Genomic DNA, 13,698 nt, shown 5'->3' with positions numbered 1-13,698 from the left:
CCATTAAATTATACATTATTAAAACACGAATAAAATAATTGACAATATTAAAATAAACATGTAACGGATATATTGTAAATGTAATATAATATAAAATTAACAATTAAAATAAAACTGTTAATTAAATTTTGTATTATATTTTTTGTTATTAGAAGATAAATATACTTTATCGATAGATGATGTAATGTTTTCTATTTAGAGGGGGCGGTAAAGAAAATTTATTTTATTAAATATTGTAATAGGTGTTTATGATGAAAATATTCAAGCATTGTATAGTATGTTTTGTTGCAGTAGCTATTTTCTTTTCACAGGTTTTAGGAGCCAATGCTGATTCTTTAAATGATAGATTTCAAAATGCTGGTTTCATTTCTGTAATGACACAGGAAAATAGAGTTATTAAAGCTGTTGATATGATTATTAGCCAGTTTGGAGGACAAGGGGCTGAGAAAAATGTCCAAAAAGTCGCGGGTTTAATGGGGATGGAGGCAGCGATTTTTGGTTTAATCGCATATCTTGTATATTTCTTTACTAGAAAACCGCCGAGTCCTAACAGAGAGACAGGTGGAAGAGCATTCGATGCTTTTGCTTATAGTGCATGGGCTTTGAATTAAAAGATAATTCCTTGATGAACTTTGAATTATTCTGTTGTTGAATATTTTATATTAAATAAACCGTGATGTTTAATCACGGTTTATTTATTTTTTACTTTTAATAATATGGTAAATTTATCCTTTAATATCATTAAGATATTGTTGGGGGATGGCAGTATAGGGGACATTAAATTTAAATAATCAGCTGCTTTTTAAAGTTAATTAAATTTTTTCTCTTCAAAATACGCATTTGAGCTAAGTTTGTATTTGATATTTTTTCTATGATGAAAATGCATATGCTGGAATTGAGATATTCATAAACGGTGCGTATTCACTCAAAAATATAGGGTAATACAATACTTATGGTTATTGTGGATTTTATACTGATGAACTGAATAAGTATAGCGATGCGTCTTACAAATATTTGTAAAAAATGCTTTTATTGGAATCTTTTAATCTCTTTGTGGTTTACAATTCATTTTATCATTTTATCTTAAGCAAAGAGAATGTGGATTCATTTCTATTTCTCTATTTTATTTGAGAAGGGTGGAGTTATACGAATGTCAAAAAAAGTCATGATCGTGGAAGATAATGAGCTTAATATGAAGTTATTCCGTGATCTTGTAGAAGCGAGTGGTTATGAAACTGTTGAAACGCGTAATGGTCTTATGGCATTAGATTTGGCGCGTTCATCAATGCCATCTCTTATCCTTGTGGATATCCAGTTGCCAGAGGTCTCTGGAATAGATGTTATTAAACAATTAAAAGAAGATGAAGAACTTCGATCAATCCCTGTTGTTGCTGTAACAGCTTTTGCTATGAAAGGCGATGAGGAGCGAATTCGTGCCAGTGGATGTGAAGAATATATGTCAAAGCCTATTTCTGTTCCTCATTTTATCACAATGGTAAAACATTTTGTGGACTAAAGCTTGTTAAGTGATGATAGAAAAAAATATTGAAAAGCTTATAAAATTGCTAAAGTTTTCGTGCAAATATTTTTCTGCTTTAGCACGTGGATATATTCAAGTTAGTAAAACAGATTTTAAAAATTGAAACTGAAGTTTCGAGATTTTTCGGTTTATTTTCTTGCCTTTTATCTTAAGAGAGGAGGTTGTCTTGCATTCTTGTTTTTTCTAATCGGTATAGATTTGTTCCTACATTCATCTAAAAGTCTGTTTTAGTAGGGGAAAAAGCCTCGGTTTTGTCCGAGGCTTTATGCATTGTACAAAAATTGAAATTAACGCTTTGAGAATTGGAAAGAACGACGTGCTTTTGCTTTACCGTATTTTTTACGTTCAACAACGCGGCTATCACGGGTAAGAAAACCACCTTTTTTCAAGATTGAGCGAAGTTCTGGTTCATAATAGGTTAAAGCTTTGGAAATGCCATGGCGCACTGCACCGGCTTGTCCGGAAAGACCACCGCCTGCAACGGTTGCAATAATATCAAACTGGGTATCCCTATTTGTTGCAACAATTGGTTGACGAAGAATCATTCTAAGAACAGGACGAGCGAAATATTTGTCAAATTCCTTATTGTTGATTGTGATTTTTCCAGAACCTGGTTTAATCCATACGCGTGCAACAGCGTCTTTACGCTTTCCTGTTGCATAAGCACGTCCTTGTGAATCAAGCTTTTGCACGTGGACAGGAACAACATTTTCATGTGTTTCTGTAATACTTGTTACTATGCTAAGCTCAGAAAGAGAATTAATTTCAGCCATAATCAAGCAATCCTTTTGTTTTTGCGGTTTAAAGCACCAACGTCAAGAGATTCAGGCTGTTGTGCTTCATGTGGATGTTGGCTTCCAGCGTAAACACGTAGATTCTTCAATTGACGGCGACCAAGAGGCCCTCGAGGAATCATGCGCTCTACTGCTTTTTCAATAACGCGTTCGGGAAAACGTCCCTCAAGAAGTTGACGTGCTGTACGTTGTTTGATTCCACCAATATAGCCGGTATGCCAATAATATTTTTTATCCGTATATTTTTTGCCAGTGAGAGCTATTTTATCTGCATTAATGACAATAACGTTGTCACCATCATCAACATGTGGAGTAAATGTAGCTTTATGTTTGCCACGTAAGCGGTTAGCAACAAATGTGGCAAGACGACCCAAAACAAGGTTTTCTGCGTCAATAATAACCCATTTTTTCACCACTTCAGTTGGCTTTTGTGAAAAAGTTGCCATAGAAGTATCCTTTATTAGAACCCTTTTAATATAAGGGAATTTTTACTGTTTTGCGTTGAAAATTGTTACCATAGCGAAATATTTAACGCATACTACTTGCTCTGATATAATGTCTTTTGATTGACGTCAAGAGAAAATAAAAACTTTATAAAACAACATGTTATGAGAAAGGTATTATAATACCCCATTAAAAGAAGTTTGTAGACCATTTAAACTTAAAATGAATGTTGCAAAAAACTATTTTATCTTTAACGCATGATTGTATTTTATTGTTCTTCATTATAAAATAAGAAATAATGCAGTGGTCTCGTTATTTTCTCAATGTTGAATCTTCTGCTTGTGGTCAAGCTTGGTTAGATGCCCTTGATGTTCAAGGGATAAATAATGCGCGCGCTATTTCTCAAAAATTTGGCTTTCCAGATCAGTTAGCTCGAGTACTTTCAGCAAGAGATGTGGATGAAGCTGAGGCTGTTGCTTTTATTAATCCAACATTACGTACGCTTATGCCTGATCCAGAAAGTTTTAGGGATATGCAATGCGCTGCAGAGCGTATTGTTAAGGCTCTTCTCAATCAAGAACAGGTTGCTGTTTTTGGTGATTATGATGTTGATGGTGCTTGTTCATCGGCACTCATAGCGCGTTTTTTTCGTTATTTTGGTATTGAAGTCAAAATTTATATTCCTGATCGTATTGTTGAAGGCTATGGTCCTAATGAACAAGCAATGAGGATGCTTGTGCAAGAAGGCGCTCGGTTAATTATCACTGTTGATTGTGGCGCAAACAGTCCTGATGCCGTAAAAGCAGCGAGGCTTGCTGGTGCTGATGTTGTGATTTTAGATCATCATCAAATGTCAGAGATTCATCAAGAAGCCGTTGCTCTTGTCAATCCTAATCGCCCTGATGATTTTTCTAAACAGGGGCATTTATGTGCAGCTGGCGTTGTTTTTGTTACGTTAGCTTGGGTTCATCATTTGCTGCGGAAAAAACAATTCCAAGGGCAGCTGCCTGATCTTTTAAGTATGCTTGATCTTGTTGCATTGGCAACCATATGTGATGTCGTTCCATTACAGGGGGTTAACCGTGCTTTTGTGATAAAAGGGCTTCAAGTTGCTCGTTCTATGCATAATCTAGGAATAACAGCTTTAACAAAGGTTGCACGAATAGGGGAGCCGCTTAATAGTTTTCACTTAGGTTTTTTGTTAGGTCCTAGAATTAATGCAGGAGGGCGCATTGGTGATCAAGCTTTGGGAGCACGTTTACTTAGCTGTGAGAATAAAGATGAAGCGGACAGAATAGCAGAACAATTAGATCGGCTTAATCAAGAACGCCAAGAAATGGAGAACATTCAATTAGCACAAGCGGAATCTTACATTACTTCTCTTTATCAAGATCAAGAAATACCATTATCGCTTGTAATTTCACATAAAGAATGGCATCCGGGAATTATTGGTATTCTTGCTTCCCGTCTCAAAGAGCGTTTTTTTTGTCCTGTTTTTGCTATTGCTTTGAAAGAAGATGGAAATGGCGTAGGGTCGGGACGCTCAATTAATGGTATAGATTTAGGAGCACTCGTTCGTGAAGCTGTTACATTAAATTTATTAGAAAAAGGAGGGGGACATAGTATGGCAGCAGGAATTACAATTCAATCAACAAAAATTGAAATTTTTCGAAAATGGCTAGAAGAAAAAGTTTCTTTAATGGTTTCACAGTTGCGTGCAAAAAAATCTCTTAGTATAGATGGTTCTCTTTCTGCTTCTGGTGTTAATGAAACGCTGTTTGAATTGCTTGAAAAAGCAGGGCCATTTGGGGCAGGGAATGCAACACCTGTTTTTGTTCTTCCCTCTCATCGACTGGTGAATCTATCTGAAGTTGGTAAAGGACATCTTCGCCTCATTGTATCTAATGTTGAAGGAAAAAAACTGCAAGGAATTGCTTTTCGTGCTGTAGGGACATCGCTTGGTGATTTTCTTTTTGAAAATATTGGTGAAATGATTCATTTAGCTGGTCATCTTAGTTTGAATTATTGGAATGGAACGATCAATCCGCAGCTGCGCGTGATTGACGCAGCCGCAGTGGTTTGAAAGGGATATTTTTTACATTAGATGTCTAGATTAGAAGCAAAAGTAGAATTTTCTTGTATGAAACGAAATCGTGCTTCTGGTTTTGTTCCCATGAGACTTTCTACAGTCTTTTTCGTTTCTTGCATTTCCACGGCATCAATAGAAACACGAAGCAATGTACGTTTTTGAGGATGCATAGTCGTTTCTTTAAGTTGTTCTGCGCGCATTTCACCCAGCCCTTTAAAACGCCCGATTTCTATTTTAGCTTTTCCAGTAAATTCAGTTTTGAGCAATTCATCCTTATGAATGTCGTCACGAGCATAAGCAACTTTTCCTCCTTGCGATATTCTATAAAGGGGAGGGACGGCGAGATATAAATGTCCCTGATGAATAAGGTCAGGCATTTCTTGAAAGAAGAAGGTAATGAGCAGTGACGCAATATGAGCACCATCAACATCAGCATCTGTCATGATGATAATACGTTCATATCTGAGATCTTTTTCACGATACTTGGAGCGTGTTCCACATCCAAGAGCAAGGATAAGATCGCTAATTGTTTGGCTTGAGTTCATTTTTTCATGTGCAGCACTGGCGACATTTAAGATTTTACCACGAAGAGGTAAAATTGCTTGGTTTGCTCTATTTCTTGCTTGTTTAGCAGATCCTCCTGCAGAATCCCCTTCAACAATGAATAATTCAGCACCCACAGCATGGTTCTGGCTACAATCTGCAAGTTTACCGGGCAGACGTAATTTGCGGACAGCAGTTTTTCGACTTATTTCTCTATCTTGGCGTCGTCTAACACGTTCTTCAGCACGTTCAATAACCCAATCGAGAAGTTTTGTTGATTCTTGCGGGGAATTTGCTAACCAATGATCAAAAGGATCGCGGATTGCATTCTCAACGATACGCTGTGCTTCAATGGTTGCTAATCGATCTTTTGTTTGTCCAACAAATTCAGGGTTACTGATAAAGACTGAAAGTATTGCGGCTGTTGAAATCATAATATCGTCAGACGTAATAATCGCTGCGCGCTTGTTTCCTATTAACTCAGCGTAGGATTTCAATCCACGCAAAAGAGCTTGACGTAATCCTATTTCGTGCGTTCCGCCTTCTCCTGTAGGAATCGTATTGCAGTAAGATTGCACACAAGAATCACCACCATGCCAAGCGATAGCCCATTCAACCGAGCCATGGCCATTATTGTGTTGTGTTTTGCCAGAAAAAATTTCTGACGTTACTCGATATTCATCTTTTAGTGACGCAAGTAAATAGTCTTTAAGCCCATTGGGAAAATGAAAAACAGCTTTTTCAGGAATATTTTTTGCGCCTTCAAGTATGACAGGATCACAAGTCCAGCGAATTTTTACGCCACCAAAAAGATAGGCTTTGGAGCATGTCATCTTATAGATTTTTTCTGGATCAAAAGCTGCTTTTTCACCAAAAATTTCATGATCAGGATGAAAACGAACGCGCGTACCACGACGATTATAAACATCTCCCAGATCTTCCAATCCAGATTGAGGAATACCGCGTGAGAAACGTTGGCGGTACAGTTTTCGTTCTCGTGCAACTTCAACTTCCATATCATCAGAAAGAGCATTGACGACAGAAATTCCTACTCCATGAAGTCCACCTGCAGTTTGATAAGCCTTTCCATCAAATTTTCCCCCGGAGTGGAGTTGTGTCATAATAACTTCAAGAGTAGATTTCTCAGGCATTTGAGGATGATTTTCGACAGGAATACCGCGTCCATTATCTGTAACGGTTATATAACCGTTCCTATCTAATGAGACCTCAATAGAATCTGCATAACCCGCAACAGCTTCATCCATCGCGTTATCAATAATTTCGGCAAATAAATGATGAAGCGCTTTACTGTCTGTTCCACCAATATACATTCCAGGGCGTAAACGCACGGGCTCTAAACCCTCAAGAACTCGAATAGAGAGGGCATTATAGTCATCTTCTTGCGTATCTTTTGCACTTTTTCTTGAAATCATCGCTTTTGATTTCATTGGAGGCTGCAGAGTGTTTTCTTTTGTATTTACCCGAGATTGGGCTTTATTTAAAACACTAAAAAGATCCTTTTTGTTATCGCTCATAGCGTTTAACTATCTACCTCATAAAATAAAATATTTATTAAAATAATTTTATGCCTGTTTTTTATTTAAAAATCAATGCACTTAGAAAACATCAATTGTTGGACCAAAAATTTGTTCAAAAGCGTGTTTGAGAGCGATATCAATATCATGCATTGCTACAGGGCAACCTAGATCAAGAAAGCTCGTTACACCGTGGTTTGTAATTCCACAAGGAACAATTCCTGAATAATGGGCTAAATTAGGATTAACATTGATAGAAACTCCATGAAAACTTATCCATTTTCGCACTCGAATGCCAATAGCTGCAATTTTATCTTCGGAAGAAAGATCATTTTGTTTTGATGGGCAATGAGATTGTTTAATCCAGACACCAACGCGATCTTCTCTGCGTTCGCCTTTAATATTAAAGTTTGCAAGCATCTGTATGATCCATTCTTCTAATGCACTAATGAAAGCACGAATGTCTTGTTTTCGGCGTTTAAGATCAAGCATGATATAAGCAATACGCTGTCCTGGACCGTGATATGTAAATTCACCTCCACGTCCTGCTTCATAAACAGGGAATAAATTAGGCGCCAAAAGATCTTTTTTATTTGCACTCGTCCCCGCTGTATAAAGGGAAGGGTGTTCAAGAAGCCAAACTTGTTCATGCGCGGTTTTTGCAAGAATTTTTTCTACACGTTCTTGCATATAACGCAGAGCTTCAGGATACTCAACTAGATGATCACTTATCTTCCATTCAACGGGTGGATTTCCTAGAATTGCATTAAAATGATGTGATAAGTGATTACGATCCGTATGTTTCAATTCAAATGTCATTGGTAATATTTATCTTGATGTTTGAGTTTATATTGTAATCAATAAAAGTGATTACAGAGTAAGGTATAGAATTGTTGAATAAAAGAGAATACGTTCATAAATTTTATCTTAAGAAGATTTGCTACGCTTAAAAATCCACGTTCCTTTTACCATCTTCCTGTTGCACCGCCCCCACCTGATGATCCACCACCACCCCTAAAGCCCCCTCCACCTCGAGGACCACCGAACCTTCCACCAGGATATCTGCCACCGGCACTTAAGTTAAGAAACCAAGGTGTGAAGATGATCCCCAGCCAGAGATACTTTTGTGGACCCACTTTTTTACCAAAAATCATTGCAAGAATAGGAAGACCAAACATTATAAAAAAGGCTAAAAACATAATTGCATTGATTACCATTTCTTCTTTTTCAGCTTGTTTACGTTGTTCTTCAACGATTTTAGCTTTTTCTTTGATACGAAAAGTAAAATCAGAATTACTTTCTGTAATAACTTTGATAATTGCATCAACTGCTTCAGCAATTCCTTTTTGATAATTTCCTTCGCGAAAATTAGGAATCATGAAGCTATTAATAATGACAGAGGAAAGAGCGTCTGTTAGCTCTCCTTCCAAACCATATCCTACTTCGATACGTGCTGTGCGTTCATTCGGTGCAATGACCAGTAATACACCATTATTGATCTTCTTTTGGCCTAATCCCCATGTACGAAAAAGAGAATTGCTGTATGTTTCTATATCATTGCCCGAAAGAGTAGGGAGTGTCACAAGAACAATTTGATCTCCCGTTTTCTCTTCGAGTGCTGCCAGTTTTTTTGTCAAGTTTTCCTTGGTTGCATTATCGAGCAAATGAGCCACATCATTAACATAACCTGTTAAATGAGGAAATTTTATTTGCGAACAAGCGATACTTCCCAATGCAGCAACTAAATACAGAGAGCAGATAAAAGCCCATAATTGTGGAAATACAATACGTTGCAAAGAGTATCGAAATGATTTCATTAATTAAAATTAACCTTTGGTGTTTGTTGGCTATCAGTATCGATGGTAAAAGTTGGCATAGGTTTAGCATCACGAAACCATAATTTTGCCCAAATCATCGTCGGCATTGTTTTGAGTGCAGTATTGTAGGCACGTACTGTTTCAATATAATCGCGGCGCGCAACGGAAATACGGTTTTCTGTTCCTTCTAATTGTGATTGAAGAGCAAGAAAGTTCTGGTTTGCTTTAAGATCCGGATAGTTTTCAACAACAGCCATAAGTCGCGAAAGTGCACTTGATAAATTTGCTTGATTTTTGAGATATTGCTGCATAACTTCTGGATTATTCAACATATCTGCATTAATGTTGACTTGCGTTGCTTTAGCACGTGCTTCAATTACATTTGTGAAAACGCTTTGTTCATGAGCTGCGTAAGCTTTAACTGTCTCTACAAGATTGGGGATGAGATCTGTACGACGTTGATATTGATTGAGCACTTCACTCCATGCTGCATGTGCTTTTTCTTCATTTGTTGGTATCGTATTAAATCCGCACCCACTTAAAAATGGCACTAACCATGCCAAAAAAATCACGATTGAAAATTGTTTTAATATTTTAAACATTGAAATTGAAGAAGTTTGTACATTTAACATAAAGATGTCTCCACAGATATTTTATGTATTATATAGGGTTTATCTTCTTGGTGGAAAGTGTTTTGAATTTTATAAACAGGCATATTTATCAATAAATCGACATCTCTATGCGTTTTAGGCACGCTTAAGTGACTCGTTGATATTAAAATAATAAGGGTAATATAGATGTCATCTTATAAAAGTTCAATAATATTTATATCAATTATTATTACAGAAAATTATATTATTTTCGTAGTATTTTTGTGTTTCACAATGTGCAGATCACAATTGGAAAAGGGAAAAATGTAAGTATCAATCTTATGGAAAGATAGAAGGTAAGGGCAGTTCTTATTTTCACTCCTTTAGAAGTTATGTTTAATAGATTGGACAAAAAAGGCTTTTTAACTATGTATGGTAGTAATTGTGAAGGAGGCGGAAAATCCTGTGATAGAAGGTGTTCAACGGCAAAGTGAAAAGTTTGATGGATTGGCTAATGATTATGATCGTTATCGTCCTCGCTACCCCCTCACTTTATTTAAAACCATGCTCCATTCTTTTAAGAACAAAAAGCATTTGTCCATTGTGGATGTGGGTGCTGGGACAGGCATCGCATTAGAGGGAATTGTTAAATTTTTAGGAAATGAGCACCAATATCATGCTATCGATGTATCGGCAGATATGATTAAGCAGGGGCGAAAAAAATTTCCTACGGTGCAGTGGTATCAGGGCCGTGCCGAAGACCTATTGCCTCAAATTGGCGAGGTTGATCTTGTCATTGCAGCGCAAGCGTTTCAGTGGATGGATCGTCCCAAGTTGCTTTGTTCTGTTTCAGATCAACTTCGAGTCAATGGTGTCATGGCGGTTATTCAAAATAATCGCGATTTCAAGCATAGCGAATTTCTAGAGGCTTATGAGACATTGTTAGAAAAAATGAGTCCGAACTATTCCCGTTATTATCGTAATTTTGATTTTTTACAGGAAATGAGTGATGGCTTTGGGGTAGATCCAGAAAAGATTTTTTTTCATACGCATAATTGGACGATGATGATCCCATCTGAAGCTTTTATTGGAATGAGCCGCTCTTCAACGCAAGCGCAACGCGCTATTGCTTGCTATGGGGAAGAATATTTGCGGCAATTGGTCTCATTGATAAAGAAATATGAAGTGCAAGGCAATTTGGAGCTTTTGTATCGAAGTGAGCTCTATATGTATGCGGGATAATCTGATATCGATGATTACTTTTGCTCTTTTAGCACATCAGAGTAGGCGGTATTCAGGAAATTAACGCCTTATTAAGGCAGATTTTGAGGGGGACGGTTTTTTTCTTCAGCATTCACGTTGACATCTTATTACGTCTGATTTTCATTGTTCACTTGATATGAGAGAGTTTAAATAGAAAATTTATGCACTGCATTATAGTATTGAAGCGCTTTCTTTACTGCAGTTTAACAACAGATTATTTTATAAAATAAGAAGAGGTAGATTGAATAGAAATATTTGATAATTCTTTGTTTTTATGATTGTTTTTTATTATTAAATGAGAGTGTTTTTAATAAATTTTGACAAAAACAACTGAAAAAGTATAAAAATTATCATAATCAGAAATTTGTAGTAAAAAAGGTAATGGCTTGGAAGCACCTTTAAAAAACAACTCATTTTGAAATTATTTCTAAATTCAGATTCAATATAACAAAAAAGTAAAATATAAATATGTTATATGGAGCATTTCTCTTTTTTAAAGATATAATATAAAAACAATATGTTAATTAAATTTTTTGATATAAGAAAACTTCTTTTATTTTTATTTTAAATAACGGGTTAGGGCGAGTCTTGTGTGGTTTTATTGAAGATGTGCTTTTTAGGTTTAAATCTGGCGCTTTAAATACAATTTTAGAAGTAGCAAAAAAGCTCAATTTCTTCTCTGTTGTGATGTGTTGAATAAGTTTTTTAATTTTCTATAGAGTTTAATTTTTGCAATCATGATAGATTGTGACAGCTATCTGTCTAAGATTTTTATAAGTTTAGTAGGAATAGCTTAATGATAAATCTATTGAGTTCTCCATCTTTACGCTTCATAAAAGAATAAGCCTGCACTATCACACACTTTGTCATCTCCCAATGTTGCGACAGCTCTTGACACGGCTTATAAGAGGAGTAGTCCTTTTTTTTACAGTTTTATCTATACGCCAATTTCGCTTATGACGTGCAAGCGAATGGTGTTGATTGATTCAACATACACAGATTTGGAATGAGAGAGTCTTAAGATATTCCGCTCTCTCATTTAATATGAATCATGCTAGATTATAATTATAAATTAATGCGTTATCTATTTTTGAAATCCATGACCTTAGTTGTGTTTGTCAATATTTCATTTTCATTTATCGTCAACTATTCTACTTTTGAATAATAACTCCATTATAAGGAATACCTTTAAAAAAGTATTCTCGCTTTAAAGAGTCGTTATAGTTTTTTTGTTTTATAGAAGCATCAATAATGCTAAACATTATACTTTGATAAAAAAGAAAGTAAATTATGACTATTATACTGAAACCGAGCGAGGTGACGCTTAGTGAACTTGCGGCTATTTATTTTAATGGTGAAGTGAGTAAACTTCATAATGACACGCATTTAGCTATCGAGAAAGGGGCACTGCGCATTGCTGAAATTGCTGCTGGAAGTGAGCCTGTGTACGGTATTAATACTGGTTTTGGGAAGTTGGCTTCCATTAAAATTGATGCGGACGATGTTACTGTTTTACAGAGAAATCTTATTTTGTCCCATTGTTGTGGGGTAGGAGAACCTTTAGCTGAAAATATTGTGCGTTTGATAATGAGCTTAAAGCTTATCTCTTTAGGAAGAGGAGCTTCAGGAGTTCGTCTAGAATTGGTAAATTTGCTGGAAAATATGCTTGCAAAGGGCGTCATTCCTGTCATCCCTGAAAAAGGGTCTGTTGGTGCTTCAGGTGATCTAGCTCCACTTGCTCACATGGCGGCTGTTATGATGGGAGAAGGGGAAGCATTTTTTCAAAATATTCGTATGAGTGGAGCTGTTGCATTAGAGAAAGCGGGATTGTCCCCTATTATTTTAGAGGCAAAGGAAGGTCTAGCTCTTATTAATGGGACTCAAACATCAACAGCCCTCGCACTTGCCGGTCTTTTTCGAGGTTATCGGGCATTGTGTGGTGGATTGTTGGCAGGGGCCTTGACGACAGATGCCATCATGGGATCAACGGCGCCATTTCATCCTGATATTCATATTTTACGAGGACATTATGGGCAGATTGCCGTATCGAAAACATTAGAAAAGCTTGTAGAGGATTCAGAAATTCGTGCAGCACATTTACGGGGTGATGAGCGTGTACAAGATCCTTATTGTATACGTTGCCAGCCACAGGTCATGGGGGCATGTTTTGATATTTTGCTGGCAGCAGCAAAAACACTGATTATTGAAGCAAATGCTGTTACAGATAATCCATTGATTTTAAGGAATGGTGAAGTTGTATCAGGTGGGAATTTTCATGCTGAACCTGTAGCGTTTGCTGCTGATCAGATTGCTCTTGCTTTATGTGAAATAGGATCTATTTCTCAACGGCGTATTGCTCTTATGGTTGATCCAGCAGTTTCTTATGGACTTCCAGCTTTTTTAGCGCATAATGCGGGTCTTAATTCAGGTTTTATGATTGCTGAAGTAACAGCGGCAGCTTTAATGTCTGAAAATAAGCAAATGGCCCATCCTGCTTCCGTTGATTCAACCCCAACTTCAGCCAATCAAGAAGATCATGTTTCAATGGCTTGTCATGGAGCTCGTCGGTTATTGGTAATGAGCGAAAATCTTTTTACACTTATTGGCATTGAAACGCTTGTTGCAGCACAAGGAATTGAATATCGTGCACCTTTAAAAACAAGTACTTTTTTGCAATCTGTTATGGAATGTTTACGCAAAAATGTTGCTTCTCTTAAGGAAGATCGCTATCTGGCTCCAGATCTTCATCAAGCACATATACTTGTGCGTGAAGGGCACTTATTATCTGTTTTACCAGAAACAATTTTTCCTTCATTAAGTTTTCAATAATATTTGTTTTAAGGACAATGATGAAGGGCGGATATTGAATTTTGAAACTTCCTCATATGAAAATATAGAAGATCAATACTATATTTGAATTATTTAATGAATTATGTATATATATATGTTATTTATAGTCAACTAGATATTTTATTATTTTATAGGGATCTGATTTAGCATCATAATTTTATAGAAACTATAAATTTAAAGTACCTATACTTTCTGATTTCTATCAGAAATTTTAATCTAAGTTAAATAATATT

11 protein-coding genes are annotated in these 13,698 nt (G+C 36.3%); 5 read left to right on the top strand and 6 right to left on the bottom strand.

Annotation, left to right across the window (positions count from 1 at the left end; translation table 11 throughout):
• The first annotated feature begins 251 nt into the window (after nucleotides 1-251).
• Together PVV63_RS09065 and PVV63_RS09060 are read left to right on the top strand one after the other, a co-directional pair.
• On the top strand, nucleotides 252-611 hold the full coding sequence (locus PVV63_RS09065; protein ID WP_273791584.1) for a hypothetical protein: 360 nt from the start codon (nucleotides 252-254) through the stop codon (nucleotides 609-611).
• Between the two features lie 539 nt (nucleotides 612-1,150).
• Entirely contained in the window at nucleotides 1,151-1,516 is a 366-nt protein-coding gene (locus PVV63_RS09060; protein ID WP_005773308.1) for a response regulator, read from the top strand.
• A 311-nt stretch (nucleotides 1,517-1,827) separates the two neighbouring features.
• Here the strand turns inward: PVV63_RS09060 and rpsI are convergent, their stop codons facing one another.
• Complete coding sequence (rpsI, locus tag PVV63_RS09055; RefSeq protein WP_015856545.1) at nucleotides 1,828-2,313, bottom strand: 30S ribosomal protein S9; 486 nt, start codon at nucleotides 2,311-2,313, stop codon at nucleotides 1,828-1,830.
• A 2-nt stretch (nucleotides 2,314-2,315) separates the two neighbouring features.
• Nucleotides 2,316-2,780 carry a 50S ribosomal protein L13 gene (rplM, locus tag PVV63_RS09050; protein ID WP_015856544.1) on the bottom strand — a complete coding sequence of 155 codons (465 nt, stop codon included), beginning with the start codon at nucleotides 2,778-2,780 and terminating at the stop codon, nucleotides 2,316-2,318.
• Between the two features lie 296 nt (nucleotides 2,781-3,076).
• Between rplM and recJ the strand changes: the two genes are divergently transcribed.
• Nucleotides 3,077-4,861 (top strand): single-stranded-DNA-specific exonuclease RecJ, encoded by a 1,785-nt coding sequence (recJ, locus tag PVV63_RS09045; protein WP_273791583.1) that lies wholly within the window; start codon nucleotides 3,077-3,079, stop codon nucleotides 4,859-4,861.
• 17 nt (nucleotides 4,862-4,878) lie between these two features.
• Here recJ and parE read toward each other — a convergent pair whose 3' ends face one another.
• The 4 genes from parE to PVV63_RS09025 all read right to left on the bottom strand — a co-directional run bounded on the left by parE (nucleotide 4,879) and on the right by PVV63_RS09025 (nucleotide 9,394).
• On the bottom strand, nucleotides 4,879-6,945 hold the full coding sequence (gene parE / locus PVV63_RS09040) for a DNA topoisomerase IV subunit B (protein ID WP_273791582.1): 2,067 nt from the start codon (nucleotides 6,943-6,945) through the stop codon (nucleotides 4,879-4,881).
• Between the two features lie 81 nt (nucleotides 6,946-7,026).
• Nucleotides 7,027-7,764, bottom strand: a complete 738-nt coding sequence (gene lipB / locus PVV63_RS09035) for a lipoyl(octanoyl) transferase LipB (RefSeq protein ID WP_273791581.1) — start codon at nucleotides 7,762-7,764, stop codon at nucleotides 7,027-7,029.
• A gap of 146 nt (nucleotides 7,765-7,910) precedes the next feature.
• Nucleotides 7,911-8,762 (bottom strand): YgcG family protein, encoded by an 852-nt coding sequence (locus tag PVV63_RS09030; RefSeq protein WP_273791580.1) that lies wholly within the window; start codon nucleotides 8,760-8,762, stop codon nucleotides 7,911-7,913.
• A complete protein-coding gene (locus tag PVV63_RS09025) occupies nucleotides 8,762-9,394 on the bottom strand; it encodes a LemA family protein (protein ID WP_273724085.1) in 633 nt (210 codons plus the stop codon). Before PVV63_RS09025 ends, PVV63_RS09030 begins: the two co-directional genes overlap by 1 nt.
• Nucleotides 9,395-9,784: 390 nt before the next feature.
• Here PVV63_RS09025 and PVV63_RS09020 point away from each other — a divergent pair, with 390 nt between their 5' ends.
• On the top strand, nucleotides 9,785-10,594 hold the full coding sequence (locus tag PVV63_RS09020) for a trans-aconitate 2-methyltransferase (RefSeq protein WP_273791579.1): 810 nt from the start codon (nucleotides 9,785-9,787) through the stop codon (nucleotides 10,592-10,594).
• Between the two features lie 1,311 nt (nucleotides 10,595-11,905).
• Complete coding sequence (hutH, locus tag PVV63_RS09015; RefSeq protein WP_273791578.1) at nucleotides 11,906-13,444, top strand: histidine ammonia-lyase; 1,539 nt, start codon at nucleotides 11,906-11,908, stop codon at nucleotides 13,442-13,444.
• The last annotated feature ends 254 nt before the right edge of the window (nucleotides 13,445-13,698 follow it).

It is taken from the genome of Bartonella sp. CM31XJBT (assembly GCF_028618555.1).
GTDB lineage: Bacteria > Pseudomonadota > Alphaproteobacteria > Rhizobiales > Rhizobiaceae > Bartonella.
This window is presented reverse-complemented; position numbering and strand designations above follow the sequence as displayed.